This window comes from Streptomyces sp. NPDC060209 (assembly GCF_042728155.1).
GTDB lineage: Bacteria > Actinomycetota > Actinomycetes > Streptomycetales > Streptomycetaceae > Streptomyces.
The window spans coordinates 1-25,153 of the sequence record NZ_JBHWZS010000111.1 but is presented as its reverse complement, the minus strand read 5'-3'; the positions used below and the strand labels follow the sequence as shown (position 1 = coordinate 25,153).

General features: G+C 71.0%; 23 protein-coding genes. 16 read left to right on the top strand and 7 right to left on the bottom strand.

Features of this window, described 5'->3' with window-relative positions; genetic code table 11:
• The 3 genes from ACFWFI_RS21695 to ACFWFI_RS21685 form a co-directional block, all read left to right on the top strand.
• On the top strand, positions 1-694 hold a 694-nt coding region (locus ACFWFI_RS21695; RefSeq protein WP_387392680.1), incomplete at its 5' end, for an ATP-binding cassette domain-containing protein.
• Positions 691-2,472, top strand: coding sequence for an ABC transporter ATP-binding protein (locus ACFWFI_RS21690; protein ID WP_387392677.1), 1,782 nt, complete (start codon positions 691-693; stop codon positions 2,470-2,472). The genes ACFWFI_RS21695 and ACFWFI_RS21690, both read left to right, overlap by 4 nt.
• Before the next feature lie 224 nt (positions 2,473-2,696).
• Positions 2,697-4,058, top strand: a complete 1,362-nt coding sequence (locus tag ACFWFI_RS21685) for an NAD(P)/FAD-dependent oxidoreductase (RefSeq protein ID WP_387392674.1) — start codon at positions 2,697-2,699, stop codon at positions 4,056-4,058.
• 54 nt (positions 4,059-4,112) lie between these two features.
• On the opposite strand, the gene ACFWFI_RS21680 is transcribed toward ACFWFI_RS21685, so the two are convergent.
• Both ACFWFI_RS21680 and ACFWFI_RS21675 read right to left on the bottom strand, forming a co-directional pair.
• The gene (locus tag ACFWFI_RS21680) at positions 4,113-5,648 is read right to left on the bottom strand and encodes an ATP-dependent DNA ligase (RefSeq protein ID WP_387392671.1); all 1,536 of its coding nucleotides are present in this window, start codon (positions 5,646-5,648) and stop codon (positions 4,113-4,115) included.
• A 55-nt stretch (positions 5,649-5,703) separates the two neighbouring features.
• Positions 5,704-6,495 carry a metal-dependent hydrolase gene (locus ACFWFI_RS21675; protein ID WP_387392668.1) on the bottom strand — a complete coding sequence of 264 codons (792 nt, stop codon included), beginning with the start codon at positions 6,493-6,495 and terminating at the stop codon, positions 5,704-5,706.
• Between the two features lie 156 nt (positions 6,496-6,651).
• On the opposite strand from ACFWFI_RS21675, the gene ACFWFI_RS21670 reads away from it, so the two are divergent.
• Together ACFWFI_RS21670 and ACFWFI_RS21665 are read left to right on the top strand one after the other, a co-directional pair.
• Positions 6,652-9,165: a DEAD/DEAH box helicase gene (locus ACFWFI_RS21670; RefSeq protein ID WP_387392666.1), complete on the top strand. Its 2,514-nt coding sequence runs from the start codon at positions 6,652-6,654 to the stop codon at positions 9,163-9,165.
• 34 nt (positions 9,166-9,199) lie between these two features.
• Entirely contained in the window at positions 9,200-10,075 is an 876-nt protein-coding gene (locus ACFWFI_RS21665) for an acyl-CoA thioesterase (RefSeq protein WP_387392663.1), read from the top strand.
• Positions 10,076-10,088: 13 nt separating this feature from the next.
• On the opposite strand, the gene ACFWFI_RS21660 is transcribed toward ACFWFI_RS21665, so the two are convergent.
• Positions 10,089-10,319: a DUF6011 domain-containing protein gene (locus tag ACFWFI_RS21660; RefSeq protein WP_387392660.1), complete on the bottom strand. Its 231-nt coding sequence runs from the start codon at positions 10,317-10,319 to the stop codon at positions 10,089-10,091.
• Positions 10,320-10,367: 48 nt separating this feature from the next.
• Here ACFWFI_RS21660 and ACFWFI_RS21655 point away from each other — a divergent pair, with 48 nt between their 5' ends.
• Positions 10,368-11,060: a hypothetical protein gene (locus tag ACFWFI_RS21655; RefSeq protein ID WP_387392657.1), complete on the top strand. Its 693-nt coding sequence runs from the start codon at positions 10,368-10,370 to the stop codon at positions 11,058-11,060.
• Between the two features lie 3 nt (positions 11,061-11,063).
• Here the strand turns inward: ACFWFI_RS21655 and ACFWFI_RS21650 are convergent, their stop codons facing one another.
• Positions 11,064-12,878: a glycoside hydrolase family 15 protein gene (locus ACFWFI_RS21650; RefSeq protein WP_387392654.1), complete on the bottom strand. Its 1,815-nt coding sequence runs from the start codon at positions 12,876-12,878 to the stop codon at positions 11,064-11,066.
• Positions 12,879-12,965: 87 nt separating this feature from the next.
• On the opposite strand from ACFWFI_RS21650, the gene ACFWFI_RS21645 reads away from it, so the two are divergent.
• The 3 genes from ACFWFI_RS21645 to ACFWFI_RS21635 all read left to right on the top strand — a co-directional run bounded on the left by ACFWFI_RS21645 (position 12,966) and on the right by ACFWFI_RS21635 (position 16,924).
• Entirely contained in the window at positions 12,966-13,916 is a 951-nt protein-coding gene (locus tag ACFWFI_RS21645) for a DUF389 domain-containing protein (RefSeq protein ID WP_387392651.1), read from the top strand.
• A gap of 114 nt (positions 13,917-14,030) precedes the next feature.
• Positions 14,031-15,461 carry a DUF2252 domain-containing protein gene (locus ACFWFI_RS21640; RefSeq protein ID WP_387392648.1) on the top strand — a complete coding sequence of 477 codons (1,431 nt, stop codon included), beginning with the start codon at positions 14,031-14,033 and terminating at the stop codon, positions 15,459-15,461.
• A 128-nt stretch (positions 15,462-15,589) separates the two neighbouring features.
• The gene (locus ACFWFI_RS21635; RefSeq protein WP_387392645.1) at positions 15,590-16,924 is read left to right on the top strand and encodes a chloride channel protein; all 1,335 of its coding nucleotides are present in this window, start codon (positions 15,590-15,592) and stop codon (positions 16,922-16,924) included.
• Here ACFWFI_RS21635 and ACFWFI_RS21630 read toward each other — a convergent pair.
• The gene (locus ACFWFI_RS21630; RefSeq protein ID WP_387392642.1) at positions 16,878-17,312 is read right to left on the bottom strand and encodes a DUF7144 family membrane protein; all 435 of its coding nucleotides are present in this window, start codon (positions 17,310-17,312) and stop codon (positions 16,878-16,880) included. The genes ACFWFI_RS21635 and ACFWFI_RS21630 overlap by 47 nt on opposite strands.
• Positions 17,313-17,458: 146 nt before the next feature.
• On the opposite strand from ACFWFI_RS21630, the gene ACFWFI_RS21625 reads away from it, so the two are divergent.
• From ACFWFI_RS21625 to ACFWFI_RS21615, 3 genes are read left to right on the top strand one after another with little or no spacing between them, the layout of a single operon-like run.
• Entirely contained in the window at positions 17,459-18,025 is a 567-nt protein-coding gene (locus tag ACFWFI_RS21625; protein WP_387392639.1) for a helix-turn-helix domain-containing protein, read from the top strand.
• Between the two features lie 19 nt (positions 18,026-18,044).
• Entirely contained in the window at positions 18,045-18,584 is a 540-nt protein-coding gene (locus tag ACFWFI_RS21620) for a GNAT family N-acetyltransferase (RefSeq protein WP_387392636.1), read from the top strand.
• A 43-nt stretch (positions 18,585-18,627) separates the two neighbouring features.
• A complete protein-coding gene (locus ACFWFI_RS21615; RefSeq protein WP_387392633.1) occupies positions 18,628-19,116 on the top strand; it encodes a glutathione peroxidase in 489 nt (162 codons plus the stop codon).
• Between the two features lie 55 nt (positions 19,117-19,171).
• Here the strand turns inward: ACFWFI_RS21615 and ACFWFI_RS21610 are convergent, their stop codons facing one another.
• Positions 19,172-20,398: an acyl-CoA dehydrogenase family protein gene (locus tag ACFWFI_RS21610; RefSeq protein ID WP_387392630.1), complete on the bottom strand. Its 1,227-nt coding sequence runs from the start codon at positions 20,396-20,398 to the stop codon at positions 19,172-19,174.
• A 174-nt stretch (positions 20,399-20,572) separates the two neighbouring features.
• Here ACFWFI_RS21610 and ACFWFI_RS21605 point away from each other — a divergent pair, with 174 nt between their 5' ends.
• Positions 20,573-21,223 (top strand): TetR family transcriptional regulator, encoded by a 651-nt coding sequence (locus ACFWFI_RS21605; RefSeq protein WP_387392627.1) that lies wholly within the window; start codon positions 20,573-20,575, stop codon positions 21,221-21,223.
• Between the two features lie 28 nt (positions 21,224-21,251).
• Here the strand turns inward: ACFWFI_RS21605 and def are convergent, their stop codons facing one another.
• Complete coding sequence (gene def, locus ACFWFI_RS21600; protein WP_387392624.1) at positions 21,252-21,806, bottom strand: peptide deformylase; 555 nt, start codon at positions 21,804-21,806, stop codon at positions 21,252-21,254.
• 114 nt (positions 21,807-21,920) lie between these two features.
• Between def and ACFWFI_RS21595 the strand changes: the two genes are divergently transcribed.
• The 3 genes from ACFWFI_RS21595 to ACFWFI_RS21585 all read left to right on the top strand — a co-directional run bounded on the left by ACFWFI_RS21595 (position 21,921) and on the right by ACFWFI_RS21585 (position 25,131).
• Complete coding sequence (locus ACFWFI_RS21595) at positions 21,921-23,159, top strand: Mur ligase family protein (RefSeq protein WP_099172054.1); 1,239 nt, start codon at positions 21,921-21,923, stop codon at positions 23,157-23,159.
• A 34-nt stretch (positions 23,160-23,193) separates the two neighbouring features.
• On the top strand, positions 23,194-23,922 hold the full coding sequence (locus ACFWFI_RS21590) for a type 1 glutamine amidotransferase (RefSeq protein ID WP_099172055.1): 729 nt from the start codon (positions 23,194-23,196) through the stop codon (positions 23,920-23,922).
• Between the two features lie 183 nt (positions 23,923-24,105).
• A complete protein-coding gene (locus ACFWFI_RS21585; RefSeq protein WP_387392621.1) occupies positions 24,106-25,131 on the top strand; it encodes a 6-phosphofructokinase in 1,026 nt (341 codons plus the stop codon).
• Positions 25,132-25,153 lie beyond the last annotated feature (22 nt).

Below are 25,153 nucleotides of genomic sequence, written 5' to 3'. Positions count from 1 at the left end.
CGCCGAGCCGGACGACGCCTCCGGGCCGGTTCCCTCGGTGCTCCTCGGCGGGGTGCCGCTGGACGAGCTGCCGCTCGACTCGGCACGGGCCTCCGTGCTCGTGCAGGACAAGGACCCGGTGCTGCTCTCCGGGACTCTGCGGGAACTGCTGGACGTCCCGTCCTCCGGCGGCGTGACGGCCGGGGACGCGCTCGCCGCCGCCCGGTGCGGTGACGTGCTGGACGCGCTGGCCCAGGCTTCCGTCGACGCGGACGGCGACCCGATGAACACCCGGATCACCGAGCGCGGCAGGTCGCTGTCCGGCGGTCAGCGCCAGCGGCTCGCGCTGGCCCGTTCGCTGGTCACCGACCCGGAGGCGCTCGTACTGGACGAGCCGACGTCCGCGGTCGACTCGCACACGGAGGCCAAGGTCGCCGCCGGTATCGAGCAACTGCGCCGGGGCCGTACGACGGTGGCGTTCGCCTCGTCGCCGCTGCTGCTGGACCTCGCCGACCGCGTCGTGTTCCTTCACGGGGGCACGGTGGTGGCGGCGGGCACGCACCGCGAACTGCTGCGGGACGACCCGCGGTACCGGGCGGTCGTGACCCGTGAGACCGAGGACGAGGACGCGGTGCCGGCCGCGCAGGACGGACTCACCGCGATCGACGGCCTCCGGCCGGCCCGGGCGGTCCAGGAAATCGAGGAGAGCGCATGATCGGCCTGGCACCACCGGAGTACGACCCGGCGGCACCGGTGTCGGCGACGACCCTGCCGGTCGGGACGCCGACGACGGTGCGGACGTACGTGCGCGCCCTGCTGCGGCGTCACCGCAGACCCTTCGCGCTTCTCATCGCGTTCAACGCGGTCGCGGTGATCGCGTCGATCACGGGCCCGTATCTCCTGGGCGGACTGGTCGAGGACCTCTCCAACGGGGTCACCGACCTCCATCTGGAGCGCACCGCCGCGGTGTTCGCGCTGGCGCTGGTCGTGCAGACCGTGTTCACGCGGACGATGCGGCTGCGCGGGGCCATGCTCGGGGAGGAGATGCTCGCCGACCTGCGTGAGGACTTCCTCGTACGGTCCGTCGGGCTGCCGCCCGGGGTCCTGGAGCGGGCCGGCACCGGGGATCTGCTGTCCAGGATCACGACGGACATCGACCGGCTGGCCAACGCGATGCGTGAGGCCGTGCCGCAGCTGGCGATCGGCGTGGTCTGGGCCGGGCTGCTGCTCGGGGCGCTGACCGTCACCGCCCCGCCGCTGGCACTCGCGGTGCTGATCGCGCTTCCGGTGCTGGTCGTCGGCTGCCGCTGGTACTTCCGGCGGGCGCCCTCCGCGTATCGCTCGGAGGCCGCCGGGTACGCGGCGGTCGCGGCCGCTCTCGCCGAGACCGTGGATGCCGGGCGGACCGTCGAGTCCCACCGGCTGGGGGCCCGCAGGGTCGCGCTGTCGGACCGGCGGGTCATGGAGTGGACGGCCTGGGAGCGGTACACCCTGTTCCTGCGTTCGGTGCTCTTCCCGGTCATCAACACCACGTACGTGACGATTCTCGGCGCGGTGCTGCTGCTCGGCGGCTGGTTCGTGATGGAGGACTGGATCACCGTCGGGCAGCTGACGACAGGGGCGCTGCTGGCGCAGATGATGGTGGACCCCATCGGTCTGATCCTGCGCTGGTACGACGAGTTGCAGGTCGCCCAGGTGTCCCTGGCCAGGCTCGTCGGCGTGCGGGAGATCGAGCCCGACGCGGGGGACGACCGCGTCGGCCCCGACGGCCGGGAGGTGAAGGCCGAGGAGGTGCACTTCGGCTACCGCGCGGGCGTCGACGTCCTTCACGAGGTGTCGCTGGACATCGCACCCGGCACGCGGCTGGCACTGGTCGGGCCGTCCGGTGCGGGGAAATCCACGCTGGGAAGGCTGCTGGCGGGGATCTACGCTCCCCGGGCGGGCTCGGTGTCACTCGGCGGCGCCGAGCTGTCGCGGATGACGGCGGAGCGGGTGCGGACGCATGTGGCTCTCGTCAACCAGGAGCACCACGTGTTCGTGGGCTCGCTGCGGGACAACCTCCTGCTCGCCCGTACGGACGCCGAGGACGCGGAGCTGTGGGCTTCGCTCGCCGCGGTGGACGCGGACGGCTGGGCGAAGGCCCTCGACGAAGGCCTGGACGCGGAGGTCGGCTCGGGCGGCCTGGCCCTCACCCCGGCGCAGGCGCAGCAGATCGCCCTGGCACGCCTCGTCCTGGCGGACCCGCACACGCTGGTCCTGGACGAGGCGACCTCGCTGCTCGACCCGCGGGCGGCCCGCCATCTGGAGCGCTCGCTGGCACGGGTGCTGGACGGCCGTACGGTCGTGGCGATCGCGCATCGGCTGCACACCGCGCACGACGCGGATGTGATCGCGGTGGTCGAGGACGGCCGGATCAGCGAACTGGGCAGCCACGACGAGCTGGTGGCCGCGGACGGCGCGTACGCGGCGCTGTGGCGCTCCTGGCACGGCTGAGCCGGGAGGGGCACGGACCTGGTCAGGGCGCAAGCCGGTCCAGGTCCGGGCCCGCCTCGCAGGTCGTCCGGCATGCGTGCGACTTCGCCGACGCCACCGCCCCGTGGCCGCCCAGCCGCAGAAGAGGCGAACTCCGCCCCCTCCGGTAAGGATGAGGGAGTGACTGGCCCCGGATACGGGGCAGGCGAGCGATGACCGCGTAAACCCGAGAAGGGACGCACACCGTGGCACGACCCAGGATTCTCGTTGTCGGCGCCGGCTTTGCCGGGGTCGAGTGCGTGCGCCGGCTGGAGCGCAGCCTCGCTCCCGGCGAAGCGGACATCGCGCTCGTCACCCCGTTCTCGTACCAGCTCTACCTGCCGTTGCTCCCCCAGGTCGCCTCCGGGGTGCTCACTCCCCAGTCGGTCGCCGTCTCCCTGCGCCGCAGCCGGCGCCACCGCACCCGGATCGTGCCCGGCGGGGCCATCGGAGTGGACACGAAGGCGAAGGTCTGTGTCGTCCGGAAGATCACCGACGAGATCGTCAACGAGCCGTACGACTACATCGTGCTGGCCGCCGGAAGCGTCACCCGCACCTTCGACATCCCTGGGCTGGTCGACAACGCCCGGGGCATGAAGACCCTGGCCGAGGCCGCCTACATCCGGGACCACGTCATCTCCCAGCTCGATCTGGCCGATGCCAGTCACGACGAGGAGGAGCGGGCGTCCCGGCTGCAGTTCGTGGTGGTGGGCGGCGGGTACGCAGGCACGGAGACGGCCGCGTGCCTGCAGCTGCTCACCAGCAACGCCGTCAAGCACTACCCCAGGCTGGACCCCAAGCTGATCAAGTGGCATCTGATCGACATCGCGCCGAAGCTGATGCCGGAGCTCGGCGACAAGCTCGGTCTCAGCGCCCTCGAGATCCTGCGCAAGCGCGGCATCGAGGTCTCGCTCGGTGTCTCCGTGGCCGAGGCGGGGCCGGACAAGGTGACCTTCACGGACGGGCGGGTGCTGCCCTGCCGCACGCTGATCTGGACCGCCGGAGTGGCGGCGAGTCCGCTCGTCGCCACTCTCGACGCCGAGACGGTACGCGGCCGCCTGGCCGTGACACCGGAGATGAGTCTGCCCGGCGTGGACGGCGTGTTCGCGCTCGGCGACGCGGCGGCGGTGCCGGACCTGGCCAAGGGCGACGGAGCGATCTGCCCGCCCACCGCTCAGCACGCCATGCGCCAGGGCCGAAAGCTGGCGGACAACATCATCGCGTCCCTGCGCGGTCGTCCGCTGCAGCCGTACGTCCACAAGGACCTCGGTCTGGTCGTGGACCTCGGCGGCCGCGACGCGGTCTCCAAGCCGCTGGGCATCGAGCTGAGGGGCCTGCCGGCCCAGGCCGCGGCGCGCGGCTACCACTGGGCGGCGCTGCGGACCAATGTCGCCAAGACCCGGGTCATGACCAACTGGCTGCTCAACGCGATCGCCGGTGACGATTTCGTACGCACGGGCTTCCAGGCCCGTAAGCAGGCCACCCTGCGCGACTTCGAGTACACCGACGCCTACCTCACGCCGGAGGAGATCCGCGCGCACACCGCGGGCGCGGACGCCCGCGGCTGAGCCGCCCGCACCGGCCCCCTCCCCCGGCCTCCGCCTCGCGGGCGGGGGCCGGTGTCATGCCCGGCGGGAGAGGACCGCGTCGACCGTGTCCGCCTCCTCGGCGCGCTTGTCCTCGCGGTAGCGCAGGACGCGGGCGAACCGCAGCGTGACGCCCGCCGGATAGCGGGTCGAGCTCTGGAGCCCGTCGTAGGCGATCTCGACGACGAGTTCAGGGCGCACCGTCACCACATGTCCGTCGTCGGCGGTGGCCAGCTCCCGGAGGCGTTCGGTCTGCCACAGGAGCATGGTGTCCGTGAGCCCCTTGAAGGTCTTGCCCAGCATCGCGAACGTGCCGTCCTCCCGGCGCGCCCCCAGATGCAGGTTGGAGAGCTTCCCGGTGCGTCTGCCGTGGCCCCATTCTGCGGCCAGCACGACCAGGTCCAGGGTGTGCACGGGCTTCACCTTCAGCCAGGAGGCGCCGCGCCTGCCCGCGCTGTAGGGCGCCGCCGTGCCCTTCACCACCACGCCCTCGTGTCCGCGGGCCAGGGTTTCCTCGGAGAAGGCCACGGCGGCCGCCCGCCGGCGCTCGTCCGCGGGGTACTCCACGGCGACGCGCCGTACGCGCATCTCCTCGGGGACCAGCGAGGCCAGATCCCGGTGGCGTTCGGAGAAGGGAAGGTCGAGGAGGTCACGTCCGTCCACGGACAGCACGTCGAAGAACACCGGGACCACCGGGACGGCATCCGCCGCGGTGGCGACGTCGCGCCGGGAGCCCACCCGGCCGGCGGTCTCCTGGAACGGTCTGGGCCTCCCGTCGGCCCCGAGGGCGATCGCCTCGCCGTCGAGAATGAACCGGTCGGCGTGAAAGCCGGTCACCGCCGCGGCGAGTTCGGGGAGCCGGTCGGTGATGTCGTCGAGCGCGCGGGTGTAGACGCGTACCTCCGGCCCGTCACGGTGCACCTGGACGCGGATGCCGTCCAGCTTCTCCTCGACGACACAGGGCCCCAGCCGGTCGATCGCCTCGGTGACCGAGCGGGCGGTGTGGGCGAGCATGGGCTGGACCGGCCGGCCGACGGTGAGCCGGAAGGACGCGAGGGCCCCGGGGCCCTCCGCGAGCAGCGTACGGGCGACGGGTCCGAGCGATCCGGCGAGCATGACGGCGCGCCGCACCTCGGCGGGCGGCGCTCCGGCGGCGTCCGCCAGGGCGTCGACAGCGACGGCGTCCAACGCTCCCTGGCGTACCTCTCCGGTGAGCAGTCCGCGCAGGAAGTACTGCTCGTCCGCGGTGGCGGCACCCAGCAGCCGCACCAGACGCTCCTTGCGGGCGGACTGCGAGCCCGGGCCGGCCAGGGCGCCGATCGCCGTCAGCTCCGCGTTCGTCTCCACCACGGTCAGCGTGGGCTCGTCGGCGGGCGTCACCGGAACGCGCAGGGTGCTCCATCCGATCCCGAGCCGCCCCTGCGGGAGGCGGCCGGCGAGATACGGGATGACGACCGGGACGTCTTCCGGCCCAGCCTCCCGGAAGAGCCCGGCCAGCAGGGCCTTCTTCCGGGTCCGGGCCGACGTCGCGGCGACCTCCAGGGACACGTGGGCGAGCCTGGCGAGCAGCATGCGGCCATGGTGCTACGGCCACGCGCTCGCCGCCCCCCGGGACGGCTCCCGGCCGTCAGATGACGTTGAGGGCAGCGGCGGCGCCCACTCCCCCGAGGATCATGAAGGCGGGCATCAGCACCTTGATCTCGACCCAGCTGCCGGCCCGGAAGCGCATGAACTTCGGGGGTCCGAGCGGGTACCAGCGCTTGCGGCCCATCGGTATGGGCCACAGGATCGGGCAGCCGGAGACCGTGAGCGCGTCACCGATGTCGTGGACGAGGGCTCCGAGCACGATGGGCAGTCCGAGCCACAGGTACTCCTGGCCGGGTGCGGCGAACAGCCAGTCGGAACCGTTGCCCGGCTGGTCCAGCACGCCCGCCAGGATCCACGCGCTGGTCGCACCGAGAAGCCAGACCAGGACGTCGCTGGACACGCGGGCCGCCCGCCACAGGAGCCCTTCGACGGCGAGCACGAGGTGGACGAAGAGGATGGCCAGGACCGCCCACCTGCCGCCGGTGATCGCCGCCACGGAGCAGCCCCCACCGATCAGCACCGCCCACAGCCAGGTGTGGGTGAGGGTGCGGTGGCCGCCGGTCCTGCGCGGGTCCCCGGCTCCCTTGGTCGCCTTGTAGACGGCGTAGGAGAGCTTGTCGACTATTTCGCAGAGCGCCTTCGAGACGGGACCGAAGGCACGCGAGATGGTGGCCGACTTGTGGTCGAGGTCCGGGGCCAGCGCCGCACCGGCGGTGATCAGGGCCCCGACGACCAGGACGGGCCAGGGCATCGTGTGACCTGCGGCCGCGGCCGCGGCACCCACCCCCAGCCAGGCCGCCGCCCCTGACAGAGAGTGTGCCGGTCCCATCATGGTTCTTCCCGCCCCCATCGTGATTCGGCCGTGCTTTCCGGCCGGGCCGCCATTGCCTGTGCGAGGCAGCCGAGTTGAGTGGGCAGCGTATCGTCCGTGATCTTCGCCGGATCCTCCGGTTCCCTCATCCGGGCAGGAGGCAGGCAAGATGGGGGCGTGACCCTTATCGATCAGCTCCCGCCGACCGCCGACCCGGACGCCCTCTTTGAGGCCTTCTCGTCATGGACCGAATCGCAGGGCATCACCCTCTATCCGGCTCAGGAGGAGGCGCTGATCGAGGTGGTCTCCGGGGCGAACGTGATCCTTTCCACCCCCACCGGCTCCGGAAAGAGCCTGGTCGCGGCGGGTGCGCACTTCACGGCGCTGGCCCAGGACAAGGTCACGTTCTACACGGCGCCCATCAAGGCTCTGGTCTCGGAGAAGTTCTTCGACCTGTGCAAGCTCTTCGGCACGGAGAACGTGGGCATGCTGACCGGCGACGCCTCGGTCAACGCCGACGCCCCGGTCATCTGCTGCACCGCCGAGGTTCTCGCCTCCATCGCGCTGCGTGACGGCAAGTACGCCGACATCGGCCAGGTCGTGATGGACGAGTTCCATTTCTACGCGGAGCAGGACCGCGGCTGGGCCTGGCAGATCCCGATCCTGGAGCTTCCGCAGGCCCAGTTCGTCCTGATGTCGGCCACTCTCGGTGACGTCAAGATGTTCGAGGAGGACCTGACCCGCCGCACCGGCCGCCCCACCTCCGTGGTGCGCTCGGCGACGCGTCCGGTCCCGCTGAGCTACGAGTACCGGCTGACGCCGATCACGGAGACGCTGACGGAGCTGCTGGACACCCGGCAGTCACCGGTCTACATCGTGCACTTCACGCAGGCCGCGGCCGTCGAGCGCGCACAGTCGCTGATGAGCATCAACATGTGCACGAAGGAGGAGAAGGAGAAGATCGCCGATCTGATCGGCAACTTCCGCTTCACCACCAAGTTCGGCCAGAACCTCTCCCGCTACGTGCGGCACGGGATCGGGGTGCACCACGCGGGCATGCTCCCCAAGTACCGCCGCCTGGTCGAGAAGCTGGCGCAGGCGGGTCTGCTGAAGGTGATCTGCGGTACGGACACGCTGGGCGTCGGCGTCAACGTGCCCATCCGCACGGTGCTGTTCACCGCCCTCACCAAGTACGACGGCACCCGGGTGCGCACGCTGCGCGCCCGCGAGTTCCACCAGATCGCCGGGCGCGCAGGCCGGGCGGGCTTCGACACGGCGGGCTTCGTCGTCGCCCAGGCCCCCGAGCACGTCATCGAGAACGAGAAGGCCGTCAAGAAGGCGGGCGACGACCCCAAGAAGAAGCGCAAGGTGGTCCGCAAGAAGGCCCCCGAGGGCTTTGTCGCCTGGTCGGAGACCACCTTCGACAAGCTGATCACCTCGGATCCCGAGCCCCTGACCTCGCGCTTCCGGGTCACGCACACGATGCTGCTCTCGGTCATCGCCCGCCCGGGCAACGCCTTCGAGGCGATGCGGCATCTGCTGGAGGACAACCACGAGCCGCGCCGGGCCCAGCTCCGGCACATCCGCCGGGCCATCGCGATCTACCGCTCACTGCTCGACGGCGGTGTCGTGGAGCAGCTCGACACGCCCGATGCCGAGGGCCGGATCGTGCGCCTCACCGTCGATCTCCAGCAGAACTTCGCGCTGAACCAGCCGCTGTCCACGTTCGCGCTGGCCGCGTTCGATCTGCTGGACGCCGAATCCCCTTCGTACGCCCTGGACATGGTCTCCGTCGTCGAGTCGACGCTGGACGACCCTCGGCAGATCCTCGCCGCCCAGCAGAACAAGGCGCGGGGCGAGGCCGTCGGGCAGATGAAGGCGGACGGCGTCGAGTACGAGGACCGGATGGAGCGGCTCCAGGAGGTCACGTACCCCAAGCCGCTGAGCGAGCTGCTCTGGCACGCGTACGACGTGTACCGCACGAGCCACCCGTGGGTCGGCGACCATCCCGTGTCGCCGAAGTCGGTGATCCGGGACATGTACGAACGGGCCATGACGTTCACGGAGTTCACGTCGAACTACGAGCTGGCCCGTACCGAGGGCATCGTGCTGCGGTATCTGGCGAGTGCGTACAAGGCGTTCGAGCACACCATCCCGGACGACCTGAAGTCCGAGGACCTAGAGGACCTGATCGCCTGGCTCGGCGAGATGGTGCGTCAGGTGGACTCCAGCCTGCTGGACGAGTGGGAGCAGCTGGCCAATCCGGAGGTGGAGACCGCCGAGCAGGCGCAGGAGCGGGCCGACGAGGTCAAGCCGGTCACGGCCAACGCCCGCGCCTTCCGGGTGCTGGTGCGCAACGCCATGTTCCGCCGGGTCGAACTGGCCGCCCTGGACCGGGTCCGTGACCTGGGTGAGCTGGATGCCGACGCGGGCTGGGACGAGGACGCGTGGGGCGAGGCGATGGACGACTACTGGGACGCGCACGAGGAGCTGGGCACTGGTCCGGACGCGCGCGGCCCGAAGCTGCTGAAGATCGACGAGGACCCGGAGCACGGTCTGTGGCGGGTGTGGCAGGCCTTCGCCGACCCGGCAGGGGACCACGACTGGGGAATTCGTGCGGAGGTCGATCTTGCGGCCTCCGACGAGGAGGGCCGGGCGATCGTCCGGGTAACGGCCGTGGGCCAGCTGTGACGGCGCGCCGGCCAGGAGAGTGGAGAAGAACCGCATGACGAACCCCGCCGACAGCCTGGTCGATCTGCTCGACCTGGAGCGGATCGAGGTAAACATCTTCCGCGGCCGCAGCCCCGAGGAGTCCCTGCAACGGGTCTTCGGCGGGCAGGTCGCCGGCCAGGCGCTGGTCGCGGCCGGCCGCACCACGGACGGTGACCGTCCGGTGCACTCGCTGCACGCGTACTTCCTGCGTCCGGGCCGCCCGGGCGTGCCGATCGTGTACGACGTGGAGCGGGTGCGGGACGGCCGGTCCTTCACGACGCGCCGGGTCACGGCCGTTCAGCAGGGCCGGACGATCTTCAATCTGACGGCGTCCTTCCACCGTCCGGAGGAGGCCGGCTTCGAGCACCAGCTGCCGCCGGCCCGCGTCGTGCCCGATCCGGAGGAGCTGCCGACGGTCGCCGACGAGGTGCGGGAGCACCTGGGCGGTCTGCCGGAGGCACTGGAGCGGATGGCCCGCCGCCAGCCCTTCGACATCCGCTACGTCGACCGGCTGCGCTGGACGCAGGACGAGATCAAGGACGCGGACCCGCGCAGCGCGGTGTGGATGCGGGCGGTCGGCCCGCTGGGCGACGACCCGCTCGTGCACACCTGCGCGCTGACGTACGCGAGCGACATGACGCTGCTGGACGCGGTGCGGATCCCGGTCGAGCCGCTGTGGGGCCCGCGCGGCTTCGACATGGCCTCGCTGGACCACGCCATGTGGTTCCACCGGCCGTTCCGGGCCGACGAGTGGTTCCTGTACGACCAGGAGTCGCCGATCGCCACGGGTGGCCGCGGGCTGGCCAGGGGCCGGATCTACGACCGCCAGGGGCAGTTGCTTGTGTCAGTGGTCCAGGAGGGGCTCTTCCGCCGTCTCGACGGCGCGTAGGCCTGCCCTGGGGTCAGGTACCGGGCAGCGTGTCCTGGTCCACCTCATGACGGCGGGTCCGGATGTCCGGGCCCGCCGGGTGCAGTTTGGCGTCGCAGGCGGGGCCGAGTCCGGTGCGGCGCGATTCCGCGCCGGTGAGCGGCCGTCCGCAGAGGGCGCACCGCACCGGGCGGCGGACCTCGCGGCTGCCGGCTTCCGGCTGCGGTCCGGGGAAGAGTGCGGGGAGGGGCTCGGGGGATTCCACGTACGGATCCTCTCAAGCGGGTATGACACACCACGGAGGAGCACAGCGGTGAGCAGCGTACTGAGGATGGGGCCCGCGCCACGGACCGAGGGGCAGGTGGCCGGGGCCGGCTCCTCCGCCCGGGTGGGGGACCTGGTGCTGTACGCGGACGGCTCGGCGCCCGAGCGCGTGGCGGCGTACGTGGAGCGCGAACTGCCGCCGGGTGGGATACCCGCCTATCGGGCTGCGCGGAGCAGCGGCGCGCGCTCCTTCGTGCTGTGGGCGGACGAGCACCGCCGGGAGCGGCTGGCCACCCTGGTGACCGTGGCGGCCGGCAGCGGTGTCGCGACGTACCAGGTGCTCGGCGCGCACGGCGAGCTCATCGGCACGATCGTCCGCGAGAAGGCGCTCCGGGGCAGGGGCCTGCGTACCCGCTGGACGGTGACGCCTGCGGGCGGCCGGGAGGCGGTGGGCTTCAAGGGCCGGATCTCCTGGTGGTGCGTGTGGTGGCTGCTCTCCCCGGTACAGACGCTGGTCATCGTGCTGAGCCTGCTGAGCGGTGACGGTGACGCGGCTCGCGGGCCCCGGAGCATCGTGTGGCGCGCGGGCGGGGAGGCCCCGCTGGAGTTCAGGTCGAAGGGTGACGCGCTGCGTCTGCACGCACCCGGATACGACTGGCGGCTGGGGGCGGCACTCGTCGCCGCGCTGCGCACGTTCGACAGCTGGCTGCTGGGCAAGGAGTGGGACGACAGGAGGGACTGACCGTCAGTCCCGCTGCCGGTCGAGTGCCTCGTCGAGGGTCCGGGCGGCCGTGATGAGGGACAGGTGCGTGAACGCCTGTGGGAAGTTGCCGAGTTGCTCGCCGCTGGGGCCGATCTCCTCGGCGAAGAGGCCGACGTGGTTGGCGTAGGTGAGCATCTTCTCGAACATGTAGCGGGCCGGCCTCAGGCGCCCGGCGCGGGCCAGGGCGTCGACGTAGAGGAACGTGCAGAGGCTGAACGTGCCCTCCGAGCCGCGCAGGCCGTCCGGCGAGGCGGCGGGGTCGTAGCGGTAGACCAGGCTGTCGGAGACGAGGGTCTCCTCCATGGCGTCCAACGTGGACAGCCAGCTGGGGTCCCTGGGCGCGAGGAACCCGACCCTCGGCATCAAGAGCAGCGACGCGTCGAGCACGCCGCCCCCGTAGTGCTGGACGTACGCCTGTGCCGACTCGCTCCAGCCGTGCTCCATGACCTGTTCGAGGACGGCGTCCCTGGCCCTGGTCCACCGGGCGGTGTCGGCCGGCCGGCTGAAGGCGGCGGCCAGGCTCAGTCCGCGGTCGAAGGCGGCCCAGCACATCACGCGGCTGTACGTGAAGTCCTTGCGTCCCCCGCGGGTCTCCCAGATCCCCTCGTCGGGGCGGTCCCAGGAATCGGCCAGCCAGTCCAGCACGCGGGAGACCTTCTTCCATCCCCGGTAGCCCGCCTGGATACCGACCTCGCGGCCTTCGGACAGCGCGTAGAGGGCCTCTCCGTAGATGTCCAGCTGGAGCTGCCCGGAGGCGGCGTTGCCGAGTCGTACGGGGTGCGATCCGCGGTAGCCCTCCAGGTGCCCGAGCAGCTCCTCCGTCAGCAGGGGCTCCCCGTCGACGCGATACATGATCTGCAGCGCTTCACCGTCGATGTCCTCGTCCCCGAGGCGCGCGCCGAGCCAGTGGGTGAACGCGGTCGCCTCCTCCACGAAGCCCAGGTCCAGCAGGGCCCGCACCGACAGGGCTCCGTCCCGTACCCAGGTGTAGCGGTAGTCCCAGTTCCGCTCGCCTCCCACTTGCTCCGGCAGGCCCATGGTCGCCGCGGCGACCGGCGCGCCGGTGGGGTGGTGGATGAGGAGTTTGAGAGTGATCGCGGAGCGGTTGACCATGTCCGACCACCGGCCCCGGTAGCTGGACGCACGCAGCCACCTCTGCCAGAAGTCGGCCGCCTCCCAGAGCTGTTCGGTGACGCTCTCGACGGTGGGGGGCACCGGCGCCGGCCCGTCGGCGCCGCACGCGGTGAACACCGCTGCCGCCACCTCCCCCGATCTCAGGGTCACCACGCCGCGTACGTCGTCACCGTCGCGCTCCAGGGGAAAACTCGCGCTCAGATGACCGGTGACCCCGGCGGACCGGAAAGTGGCTCCCTCCGGGCGGAGTTCGAGCTCGTGTGACGCACGTCCGTAGTCGAAGCGGGGTCTGCACTCCATGGAGAACCGCACCGTGCCGCGCACCACACGCACGGTCCGGAACAGCGTGTGCCGGTCGGTTGCGGTGCCCGACGTGATCGGGGGCATCCAGTCGAGCACCTCCCCGACGCCGTCGGGCGACATGAATCGCGTGACCAGCACGGCGGTGTCCGGGTAGTAGAGCTGCTTCCGTGAACACCCCGGATCATCGGGCGACAGCCGGAAGAAGCCCCCGCGGTCGTGGTCGAGCAGCGCGGCGAAGATGCTCGGGGAGTCGAAACGGGGGGCGGTGAACCAGTCGACGACGCCCTGCGCCGAAACCAGCGCACCGGTCTGCAGGTCGCCCACCAGACCGTGCGCCGCTATGGGAGGGTATCGGTCCATGACCGTCCAATCTCCGGCATACCCCCGCGATAGCCACTATCCGACAAGCATCTCCCGCCCGCTCCCCCAGCCCCGCGGGGGTGCCGCGTGGACATGATCCATGTCCGCGCCGTCAGCCCGCCGGACCTCACCGAGCGGGTCGAGGAGCTCCTCACCGGCGACCCGTACGTCCTGAACCTGATCGTGCAGCGGGGTGCCGCGCGCAACCCCGACGGTGACTCCGTCGCGTGCGACGTGCTGACGGGTGCCGCGAACGAGGTCCTGCGCGGCCTGCGGGACCTCAAGGTCGACCTTCGCGGGTCCGTCGTCATCGAGCCGGTCGACATGGCCTTCCCGGGACGGGCCGCGGACGGCGCGTCCCGCAGACTCGGGGCGCTCGCCGGCGCACCGGTCTGGGAGCAGGTGGAGGCACGGATCCGGTCCGAGGGGAGGTACGCACCGAGCTTCTACCTCTACCTGGTCGTCGCGGGCCTGATCGGCTCGGTCGGCATCGTGACCAACTCCCAGATCCTGATCGTCGGCGCGATGGTGGTCGGCCCCGAGTACGGGGCGATCGTCGCTGTGGCCCTGGGCATCGACAGGGGGGACCGGAGCATGGTCCGCACGGGGTTGTCGGCACTGGGCACGGGCCTTCTGCTGACGATCGCGGTCACCCTCCTCTTCAGTCTGCTCATCCGCGGCTTCGGTCTGCAGTCGGCGGCGTTCGACCGGGGGCTGAGGCCCGTCTCCGACCTGATCAACACCCCGAACTTCTTCTCGTTCGCCGTCGCGGCCCTGGCCGGCGTCGTCGGCATCGTGTCGCTCACCGAAGCCCGTACGAGCGCCCTGCTCGGGGTGTTCATCTCGGTGACGACCATTCCGGCGGCCGCGGCGATCAGCGTCTCGACGGCCTTCGCCAGCTGGTCCGAGGCGTGGGGGTCCCTTGTCCAGCTCCTGGTCAACATCTCGGTGCTCATCGTGGTGGGCGCGGCCGCCCTCAGGGGCCAGCGGGCGATCTGGCGCCGCGTGGCCCGGGCCAGGAACGGCGTACGGGCCTGAGGCCGCACGGCCCGCCCGTCGCCGGATCCGGCCGAGCGGCCGGATCCGGGCGGGCCCGGGATGATGGGAGGCAGGGCCGCCCACACGGCCCCGCACGCAGTCAGGAGGGCCGCCATGCCCCAGGAACGCACCTCACCGCTCCGTGCCGTACCGGGCGCGACACCGCAGGAACGGGCCGCGCTCGGCAAGGCGGCCCGCAAACGGGTGCCCAGGTCCAGCCATGACGCCTACGAGCCACCGTCCGGCCGGCCGGACCCGCTGGCACTGCTGGAGGCCCAGTCGGAGGCCAGGGTGCAGGAGCTCATCCCGATCCGGTACGGGCGGATGACTGAGTCGCCGTTCCGCTTCTACCGGGGCGCCGCGGCGATCATGGCCTCCGACCTGGCCGGGACGCCGGACTCCGGGATCAGGGCCCAGCTGTGCGGTGACGCCCACCTTCTGAACTTCAGGCTGCTCGCCTCCCCCGAACGCCATCTGCTCTTCGACATCAACGACTTCGACGAGACGCTGCCGGGGCCCTGGGAGTGGGACCTGAAGCGGCTGGCGGCCAGCCTCGTCATCGCGGGGCGCGCCAACGGCTTCACGGACAAGGAACGGGCCCGCATCGTACGGGCCACCGTGCGCTCGTACCGGGAGTCGATGATCCGGTTCGCGGACATGCGCAATCTCGATGTCTGGTACACGAAGACCGACGAGGACCGCCTCCGGGCCATGGCCGCCGGCAAACTCGCCGCCCGGGGCCGCAAGCGCATCGCCAGTGCGACGGCGAAGGCCCGCACCCGGGACAGCCTGCAGGCCTTCGCCAAACTCACCGAGGTGAGCGGCGGGCGCCTCCGCATCGCCCCGGACCCGCCTCTGGTCGTGCCCCTCGCGGATCTGCTGCCCGATGCGGAACGCCGCGCGACGGAGGGACAGTTCCGGAAGCTTCTCCGGCGCTACGGCCGCAGTCTGCCCTCGGACCGGCGGGCACTGCTCGCCGACTTCCAGCCCGTGGACATGGCCCGCAAGGTCGTGGGCGTGGGAAGTGTCGGCACCCGTTGCTGGATCTTCCTCCTGCTCGGCAGGGACGGCGGCGATCCGCTCTTCCTCCAGGCCAAGGAGGCCGACTCCTCGGTGCTGGCGCCCTACGCGGGGGCGAGTACGTACCGGAACCAGGGCGAGCGGGTGGTTGCGGGCCAGCGCCTGATGCAGGCCGCCGGGGACATCTTCCTGGGCTGGGAGCGGGTGGACGGGTTCGACGGAAAGCGCCGGGACTTCTACGTGCGCCAACTCCGCGACTGGAAGGGCATCGTCGAACCGGAAATGATGGTGCCGCGTGGCATGGGCGCCTTCGGAGAGCTGTGCGGGACGACGCTGGCCCGTGCGCACGCGCGATCCGGCGACCGTATCGCCATCGCCTCCTATCTCGGCCACGGCGACACGTTCGACCGTGCGCTGGAGACGTTCGCCGAGCGGTACGCCGACCAGAACGAGAGGGACCACCGGGCACTCGTCGACGCGGTGGCCGCGGGCCGCCTTCCCGCCGCCGGGGAGGGAAAGAAGTAGCGGGCCCGGATTCACCGCTCGCCGACAGCGGGTACTTCGCGGACATAACCGGACATCGTGGTATCACCGTGTGGACCCCGCGGGCCAGTAGGACCCGGCCGGGACCCGACACCGAGGAGACCATGACCATGTCGGCCGAATCGGTCGGAGCACCCGGCGCGGAGGCCCCGGATCCGCTCGCGGTGATCCGCACCCGGGGGTACGCGGTACTTCTGATCGTGGTGGCGGCCCTCGGCGTCCCCATCTCCGCCGCGGCGTTCGGCTTCCTGGCGCTCGTGCACGAGTTGCAGTCCCTTACATACGAGGACCTCCCGCACGCACTGGGCTTCGACAGCACACCGTCGTGGTGGCCGGTGCCACTGCTCGCCGTGGCGGGCCTGCTGACCGGTCTGGTCATCCGCCATCTCCCGGGAACGGGCGGACACAATCCGGCCGAGGGGTTCGTGAACACGGGGGCGCCGACGGCCGCGCAGCTACCGGGAGTCGCGCTCGCCGCCCTGGCGTCCCTCGGGCTCGGTGTGGTCCTCGGCCCCGAGGCCCCTCTCATCGCCCTCGGCGGCGGGCTGGCCGTGTACGCGGTACGACTGCTCAAGCCCGGCATCGCGCCGAGCGCGAGCGCCATGGTGGCCGCGGCGGGGAGCTTCGCCGCCGTCAGCGCCCTGCTGGGCTCGCCGCTCCTCGGCGCGTTCCTGCTGATGGAGGCGTCCGGCCTCGCCGGCATGATGCTCGGCCTGGTGCTCGTGCCGGGGCTGCTCGCCTCCGGCATCGGATCGCTCATCTTCATCGGCCTGGGATCGTGGACGGGCCTGGGGACGTACTCCCTGACCCTCCCCCACGTGCCGCACGCACCCCAGCCCACGCTCGCCGAGTTCGGCTGGGCCATCGCCCTCGGGGTCGCGGCCGCCCTCACGGGCACGGGCGTCAAAAGGCTCTCCCTGTCCCTGCAGGAGCGGGTCGCGCAGCGGCGGGTGATCGCAACCGTGGTGATGGGCCTGACCGTCGGCGTACTCGCGCTCCTCTACGCCGAGAACACGGGCAGGGATGCTTCCGAGGTGCTGTACTCCGGCCAGGACGCCCTCGGCGGCCTGCTCGCCGAGGACGCCACATACACGGTCGGAACACTCCTCGTGCTGATCGTCTGCAAGGCGCTCGCGTACTCCGCGTCCCTCAGCGCCTTCCGGGGCGGCCCCATCTTCCCTTCGATGTTCCTGGGAGCGGCGGGCGGGCTGGCGCTGTCGCACCTGCCCGGCCTGAACGCCACCTCGGGCTTCGCGATGGGCATCGGGGCGATGTGCGTGGCGATGCTCAGGCTGCCGATGACATCGGTGCTGCTGGCCACGCTGCTGCTGGGATCCGAGGGCATCACCGTCATGCCGCTCGTGATCGTCTCCGTGGTGGTCTCCTACGTCCTCGTGCTCAGGCTCGAGCGTCCCGATTCGGCCCCGCGCACAGCGCCCAGATGACGAAGACGTTGATCGCGATGAGGACGATGGACCAGAACGGGTAGTAGGGGAGCCACAGGAAGTTGGCGACGGCGAGGAGTCCCGCGAGCAGCACACCCACGGCGCGAGCCCACAGGGCCCCGGTGAAGACTGCGCAGCCCGCCAGGACGACAACGATCCCCAGGATGAGGTGCACCCAGCCCCAGCCCGTCAGGCTGAACTGGAACACGTAGTTCTGTGTGGCGACGAACAGGTCGTCCTTGGCGATGGCGGCGATGCCCTCCAGGATGGCCATGGCGCCACCGAAGATCATCATCACCGCCGCGAAGACCGTCCAGCCGGAGGCAGCGGCTTTGCGCCCTCCGGCCGTGTCGTGACCCGTCCGCGACCCACTCACACTTCCAGCCATGTCGGCCTCCTCGGTTATGCAGCCGATGCGGCACACACGTGTCGGCAATGCGGCTTATGTGCTCTTTATCAGCCTGACATGCCATCACCCGATCGGCATACGGGGCCATTGCCTACTCGTCTCCATGCAGAGATACAATCCCGAATATGAGAGACGAGGACTCGGTCGATGCCCGGCTCGCCGCGCGGCTGGGCCTGCTCCGCACCGAACACGGCTGGTCGCTGGACGAGCTGTCCGGCCGCGCCGGCGTGAGCCGCTCGACGCTGTCGCGGCTGGAGCGCGGCGAGCTGAGTCCCACCACCACCGTGCTCGGGCAGCTGTGCACGGTCTACGGCCGGACGATGTCGCGCCTGCTGATGGAGGTGGAGGCCGAGCCGCCGCAGCTGGTTGCGGCCGCGCGACAGCCGGTATGGCGGGACGAGCGGTCAGGGTTCGTACGCCGCTCCGTGTCACCGCCGCACGCCGGACTGCGCGCCGAGATCGTCGAGGGCACACTCGACGCGGGCGCCTCCCTCTCGTACGAGAACGCACCGGTGCCCGGTGTGGAGCAGCACATCTGGGTACTCGAGGGCACGGTCGAGATCACGGTCGACGAAACCGTGCACACCGTGCGCGAGGGCGACTGCCTGCGCTTCCGGCTGCGTGGCCCCTCTCGCTTCCGCTGCCCGGGCCCGCAGCGGGTCCGCTACGCACTGATGATTGTCCTGCCGTGAATGTGAAAGGACCCGCTTCATGACCGAGATCGTCCCCGTGTCCGGCCCCGAACTGGTCACGTACGCCGATGAGTTCGCCGCGCTGATGATCGAGGCCGTGGAGGGCGGGGCCTCGGTCGGATTCCTCGCCCCGCTGGACCGGGCGGCGGCCGCCATCTGGTGGCGGGAGCGGGCACTCGCCGTCGAGTCGGGGAGCAAACAGGTCTGGATCGCCCGGGACGACGAGCGGGTGGTGGGCACGATCGGCCTGGTCAAAGCGGCCCTGCCCAACGCACGTCACCGTGCGGAGGTCGAGAAGCTCATGGTCCGGCCCTCGGCCCGCGGCCGGGGAATCGGCCGGGCGCTGCTCACGGCCGTCGAACGGTCGGCGGCCACCGAGGGGCTGACCCTTCTGGTCCTGGACACCGAGACGGGTAGCGATGCCGAACACCTCTACCGTGCGGCGGGCTGGACACCCTGCGGCTCCGTCCCGGACTACGCGGCGGACCCGTACGGCACGCTCAGGGCGACCACCTTCTACTACCGGGCGCTCGGCCTCCCCGAGGCCTCCGGGCAGTGAGCGTCACAATGGGGGCGACGCCACGCTACCGAGGAGATATCCCATGACGCTGCACGACATCCCGCTCCGCACGCTCACCGGCGAGCCGACGACACTGGCAGCCTACGAGGGCTCGGCCGTCCTGCTGGTGAACGTCGCCTCCAAGTGCGGGCTCACGCCGCAGTACGCCGGCCTGGAAAAGCTCCAGAAGGAGTACGGGGACCGCGGATTCACGGTTCTCGGCGTGCCCTGCAACCAGTTCGCGGGTCAGGAGCCGGGTACGGCGGAGGAGATCCAGACGTTCTGCTCGACGACGTACGGGGTCAGCTTCCCGCTGCTGGAGAAGATCGACGTCAACGGCGAGGACCGGCACCCGCTCTACGCGGAGCTGACGAAGCTCGGCGACGCGGAGGGCGCGGCCGGTGACGTCCAGTGGAACTTCGAGAAGTTCCTGATCTCCCCGGCCGGTGAGCCGGTCGCCCGGATCCGTCCCCGCACCGAGCCGGAGGCGCCGGAGGTCGTGGCGCTCATCGAGGCGCAGCTGCCGCGCTAGCGGGACGAACAGCACACGGGGCCGGACCGGCGTACGGTCCGGCCCCGCGGTGCGGCTAGCGGATCGGCATTCCCGACAGGGTGCGGGCGATCACCAGGCGCTGGATCTCGCTCGTGCCCTCGAAGATGGTGTAGATCGCGGCGTCCCGGTGCATGCGCTCGACGGGGTACTCGCGGGTGAAGCCGTTGCCGCCGAGGATCTGCACGGCCTGGGCCGTGACCGACTTCGCAGTCTCGCTCGCGTACAGCTTCGACATCGAGCCCTCGGCCGCGGTGAACGGCTTGCCGGCGCTCGCCATCCAGGAGGCGCGCCAGACGAGCAGCCGCGCCGCGTCGATCTGCGTACGCATGTCGGCCAGCTGGAAGGCGATTCCCTGGTTGTCGATGATCGGGCGGCCGAACTGGGTCCGCGTCTTGGCGTAGTCGAGCGCGACCTCGTAGGCGGCGCGGGCGGTGCCGACCGCCATGGCGCCGACGGCCGGGCGGGACGCCTCGAAGGTCGCCATCGCCGCGTTCTTGACGCGCTCACCGCCGGACTTGGCGCGCTCGCGGGCCCGGGCGAGGCGCTCGTCGAGCTTCTCCTTGCCGCCGAGCAGGCAGTGGCCCGGGATGCGGGCGTCCTCGAGGACGACCTCGGCCGTGTGCGAGGCACGGATGCCGTGCTTCTTGAACTTCTGCCCCTGCGAGAGACCGGGGGTGGCCGGCGGGACGATGAAGGAGGCGTGGCCCTTCGAGCCCAGCTCGGGATCCACGACGGCGACGACGACGTGGACGTTGGCGATACCGCCGTTGGTCGCCCAGGTCTTGGTGCCGTTGAGCACCCACTCGTCCTTCGCCTCGTCGTACACCGCACGGGTACGCATCGAGGCCACGTCCGAGCCCGCGTCCGGCTCGGAGGAGCAGAAGGCGGCGACCTTCACATCGGACGCGTCGCCGTACATCTGGGGGATCCAGGTGCCGATCTGCTCCTCGGTGCCGTTGGCGAGGACGCCGACGGCGGCCAGGCCCGTACCGACGATCGACAGAGCGATTCCCGCGTCGCCCCAGAAGAGCTCCTCCATGGCCATGGGGATGCCGAGGCCCGTAGGGTCGAAGAACTGCTGGGCGTAGAAGTCGAGGGAGTAGATGCCTACCTTGGCCGCCTCCTGAATGACGGGCCAGGGCGTTTCCTCACGCTCGTCCCACTCCGAAGCGGCCGGCCGGATCACATCGGCGGCGAATCCGTGCAGCCAGTCACGGACCTGCTTCTGGTCGTCGTTGAGCTCGAGCGTGAACTCGGCCATTGTTCCCTCCATGCACTTCCGGATAAACCCGTTACTAGCGGTAACAACAGTCTGTTACCAGCAAGTAGCTTCTGTCAACCGGTCAGCGACGGATCCGCGCACGGCAGACCAGGGTGTTACGTTGCCCGGGCGTGACGAGATCGCAGGACAGCTGGGTGGGGCGGGAGAAACGACATGGAGACCACACGAGGGGCCGAACGGCAGCGGACAGCGGCCGAACGCCGCCGTCGGGAGCTGCTCGAAGCCGCGGACCGAGTGGTGCTCAGGGACGGCCCGAAGGCGTCGATGAACGCGATCGCCGCGGAGGCCGGGATCACCAAGCCCATCCTCTACCGGCACTTCGGCGACAAGGGCGGCCTCTACCGCGCGCTCGCCAAGCGTCACACCGACGCCCTGCTGAGCGCCCTGCGGGCCGCGCTCGACGCACCCTCCGAGCGGCGTGAACGGGTCGAGTCGACCCTGGACACCTACCTCGCGGCGATCGAGGCGCGCCCGCAGGTCTACCGCTTCCTGATGCACCCGTCCGACGACGCCGCCCCCTCGCCGGAACAGGGCTTCGACGTCGGCCGCCACTCCGCGCCGCTGCTGCGCCGCCTCGGTGAGGAGCTGGGCAAGGTGATCGTGGAGCGGGTGGATCTCGGCCCGGAGAGCGAGCAGATGGCCCGCATCTGGGGTCACGGAATCGTCGGCATGATGCACGCGGCCGGCGACTGGTGGCTCGGCGACCGGCCGTGCTCGCGCGAGCAGCTGGTACGCAGCCTCGCCGACCTGCTGTGGGGCAGGCTGGCCGAGGCGGGCGACCTGCCCGGCGGCCAGGGGTTCTGAGGGCCGCCCCGGTACCCGGAGCCCCCGGTCAGCCGTCGGCTGCCGTACGCCCCCACGGCGCCCGCCGGGCCGCGCGCAGCGCCCTGGCGCGGCGCAGTCCCGTCAGCCGGTCGGTGTAGACGCGGCCGTCGAGATGGTCGCACTCGTGCTGCAGGCAGCGGGCGAACCAGCCGGTGCCGGTGATCCGCACCGGCTCCCCCGCCACCGTCCGGCCCTCGACCACCGCATGGTCGAAGCGCGGGGTGCCGGCTTCGAGCCCCGGGAGCGAGAGGCAGCCCTCCGGTCCGCGTACGGTGACACCGTCCGCCTCGACCAGTACCGGATTGACGAGATGACCCAGATGCCGGACCTCGTCGTCGTCCGGACAGTCGTATACGAACACCCTGAGCGGGACGCCGATCTGGTTCGCGGCGAGCCCTACACCGTTCGCGGCGTACATGGTGGCGAACATGTCCTCCACCAGCCGGGCGAGGGACGGGCCGAATTCGGTGACGTCGTCGCAAGGGCTGTGGAGCACCGGGGCGCCGAGCAGACTCATGGCACGAACGCGTCCGGAACTGCCGGGGATCGGGCGGTTTCGCATGGGGAGAAGCGTACGTTCCACGTGACCTCCACGTTCCCCGTGGTGCCGAGGTGCGGTCGGCACCACGGACATCGATAGGCTGGGCGCGGACTTACGCAAGGAGGATCTAGGACGATGGCAGGCAACACGGAGCCGTTGTCGCCGCGGGCCAAGCTCGCCGTGACGGCGGGCAAGGCCGCGGCGGCGGTGTCGCGCGCTGCGGGGCGCGGCAGCGGATCGGTGATCGGCGGCCGGGTGGCGCTCAAGCTCGACCCCGACCTGCTCGGGCGGCTGGCGCAGCACCTGGACGTGATCCTCGTGTCCGCGACGAACGGCAAGACGACCACCACCCGGCTGATCGCCGAGGCACTCCGGGCCGCGGGGCCCGTCGTGTCGAACGCGCTCGGAGCCAACATGCCCGCGGGGATCACCTCCGCGCTGGCAGGGGGCTCGGACGCGCGCTACGGCGTGATCGAGGTCGACGAGAAGTACCTCGCCGGCGTGGCACGCGACACGACACCGAAGGTGATCGCGCTGCTCAACCTCTCCCGCGACCAGCTGGACCGCGCGGCGGAGACCCGGATGCTGGCCGAGAAGTGGCGTGAGGGCCTGTCGGGCTCCAAGGCCGTGATCGTGGCCAACGCCGACGACCCGCTGATCGTCTGGGCCGCTTCCTCCTCCCCCAATGTGGTGTGGGTCGCGGCGGGGCAGGCCTGGAAGGACGACGCCTGGTCCTGCCCGTCCTGCGGCGGTGTGATGCAGCGCCCCGGTGACGACTGGTTCTGCGGCGAGTGCGGCTTCCGCCGCCCCGCCCCCAGCTGGGCGCTGAACGGCGACTACGTCCTGGACCCGCACGGTTCCGCGTGGCCGATCCACCTCCAGCTTCCGGGCCGGGCCAACAAGGCCAACGCCACGAGCTCCGCCGCCGTGGCCGCGGTCTTCGGCGTACCGCCGCAGGTCGCCCTGGAGCGCATGTACCAGGTGCAGGCCGTGGCGGGCCGCTACGACGTCGTCACCTTCCTCGGCCGTGAGCTCCGGCTCCTGCTGGCGAAGAACCCGGCGGGCTGGCTCGAAACGTTTTCCCTGATCGACCCGCCGCCCACCCCGGTCATCCTCTCGGTGAACGCGCGCGGCGCCGACGGCACGGACACCTCCTGGCTGTGGGACGTCGACTACACCCAGCTCTACGGCCACCCGATCTTCGTGCTCGGTGACCGCAAGCTGGACCTCGCGGTCCGGCTCGAGGTGGCTGGACTCGACTTCCGTGTCTGCGAGACCCTGGACGAGGCCGTCCAGATGGCACCTCCCGGCCGCATCGAGGTCATCGCCAACTACACCGCCTTCCAGGATCTGCGCCGTCGTGTCGGCAACTGACCCCCGCGCGGGCAACCCCCGGAGAGGACGAAGCATGAGCAACAACAGCCTGCGGCTGGTGTGGGTCTACCCCGACCTCCTCAGCACCTACGGCGACCAGGGCAACGCCCTGGTGGTGGAGCGCCGGGCACGCCAGCGCGGTCTCGACGTGTCGCGCGTGGACGTGCGCAGCGACCAGCCCATCCCGACGTCGGGCGACATCTATCTCATCGGCGGCGGTGAGGACCGGCCGCAGCGGCTCGCGGCGGAGCGGCTGCGCCGTGACGGCGGACTGAGCCGGGCAGCGGCCAACGGCGCGATCATCTTCTCGGTCTGCGCGGGCTACCAGATCCTCGGCCACGAGTTCATCAACGACCTCGGCGAGCGGGAGCCCGGCCTCGGGCTGCTCGATGTCGTGTCCACCCGGGGTGAGGGTGCCCGGTGCGTCGGTGACGTGCTCGGGGACATCGACCCGAATCTGGGCCTGCCGCCACTGACCGGCTTCGAGAACCACCAGGGGGTCACCCACCTCGGCCCGTCGGCTCGGCCGTTCGCCCGGGTGCGCCTCGGCCGGGGCAACGGCACGGGTGACGGCACGGAGGGCGCGTACAACGACACGGTGTTCGGCACCTACATGCACGGGCCCGTCCTGGCACGCAACCCGCTGATCGCGGACCTCCTGCTGAAGCTGGCACTGGACGTGAACGCGCTGCCGCCGAGCGACGACCGTTGGTACGAGGCGCTGCGCGCCGAGCGGATCGCCGCGGCGACCCAGCCCGCCTGACGCACCCGTCCGGACCGGCCCTTCCGAGGGCCGGTCCGCGCGTGTGCGGCCGGTGTACATCCGGTGGACGTCCAGCAGTCGGACAGTGGGTTCGGTCCCGCCACCCCACGCCGGTAGGGTGGCGGGGATCCAACCGGACGACGTGGTCCGGCGTCGGCCCACGTTGCAAAGGTTTCCCGGGCAATGCGAATTGGTGTGCTCACCTCCGGCGGCGACTGCCCCGGCCTCAACGCCGTCATCCGTTCCGTCGTGCACCGTGCGGTTGTCGACCACGGCGACGAGGTCATCGGCTTCCACGACGGCTGGAAGGGCCTCCTCGAGTGCGACTACCGCAAGCTCGACCTTGACGCGGTCGGCGGCATCCTCGCCCGGGGCGGCACGATTCTCGGCTCCTCCCGCGTCCAGCCCGCGCATCTGCGTGACGGTGTGGAGCGAGCGAAGGGCCATGTGGCCGATCTCGGCCTGGACGCGATCATCCCGATCGGCGGCGAGGGCACGCTGAAGGCCGCCAACCTGCTCTCCGAGGCCGGCCTGCCCATCGTCGGTGTGCCGAAGACCATCGACAACGACATCGCCTCCACCGATGTGACCTTCGGTTTCGACACGGCCGTCGGGGTCGCCACCGAGGCGCTGGACCGGCTGAAGACGACCGCCGAGTCGCACCAGCGTGTGCTGATCGTCGAGGTCATGGGGCGGCACACCGGCTGGATCGCGCTGCACTCGGGCATGGCGGCCGGCGCGCACGCCATCGTCGTACCCGAGCGGCCCTTCGACATCGGCGAGCTGACCGCACTGGTCGGCAAGCGCTTCTCGGACGGCAAGAAGTTCGCGATCGTCGTCGTGGCGGAGGGCGCCAAGCCCCGGGAGGGCTCGATGGAGTTCAACCAGGGCAAGACGGACATCTACGGCCATGAGCGTTTCGCCGGGGTGGCGACGCAGCTCTCCGGAGAGCTGGAGCAGCGCCTCGGCAAGGAGGCCCGCCCGGTGATCCTCGGCCATGTGCAGCGAGGCGGCACCCCGACCGCCTACGACCGTGTCCTGGCCACCCGCTTCGGCTGGCACGCGGTGGAGGCCGCTCACCGCGGTGAGTTCGGCATGATGACGGCGCTGCGCGGCACGGACATCACGATGGTTCCGCTGGCGGCGGCCGTGGAGACCCTGAAGACGGTCCCGGCCGAGCGCTACGCCGAGGCGCAGGTCGTGCTCTGACCGTCATGGCAACCCAAGAACG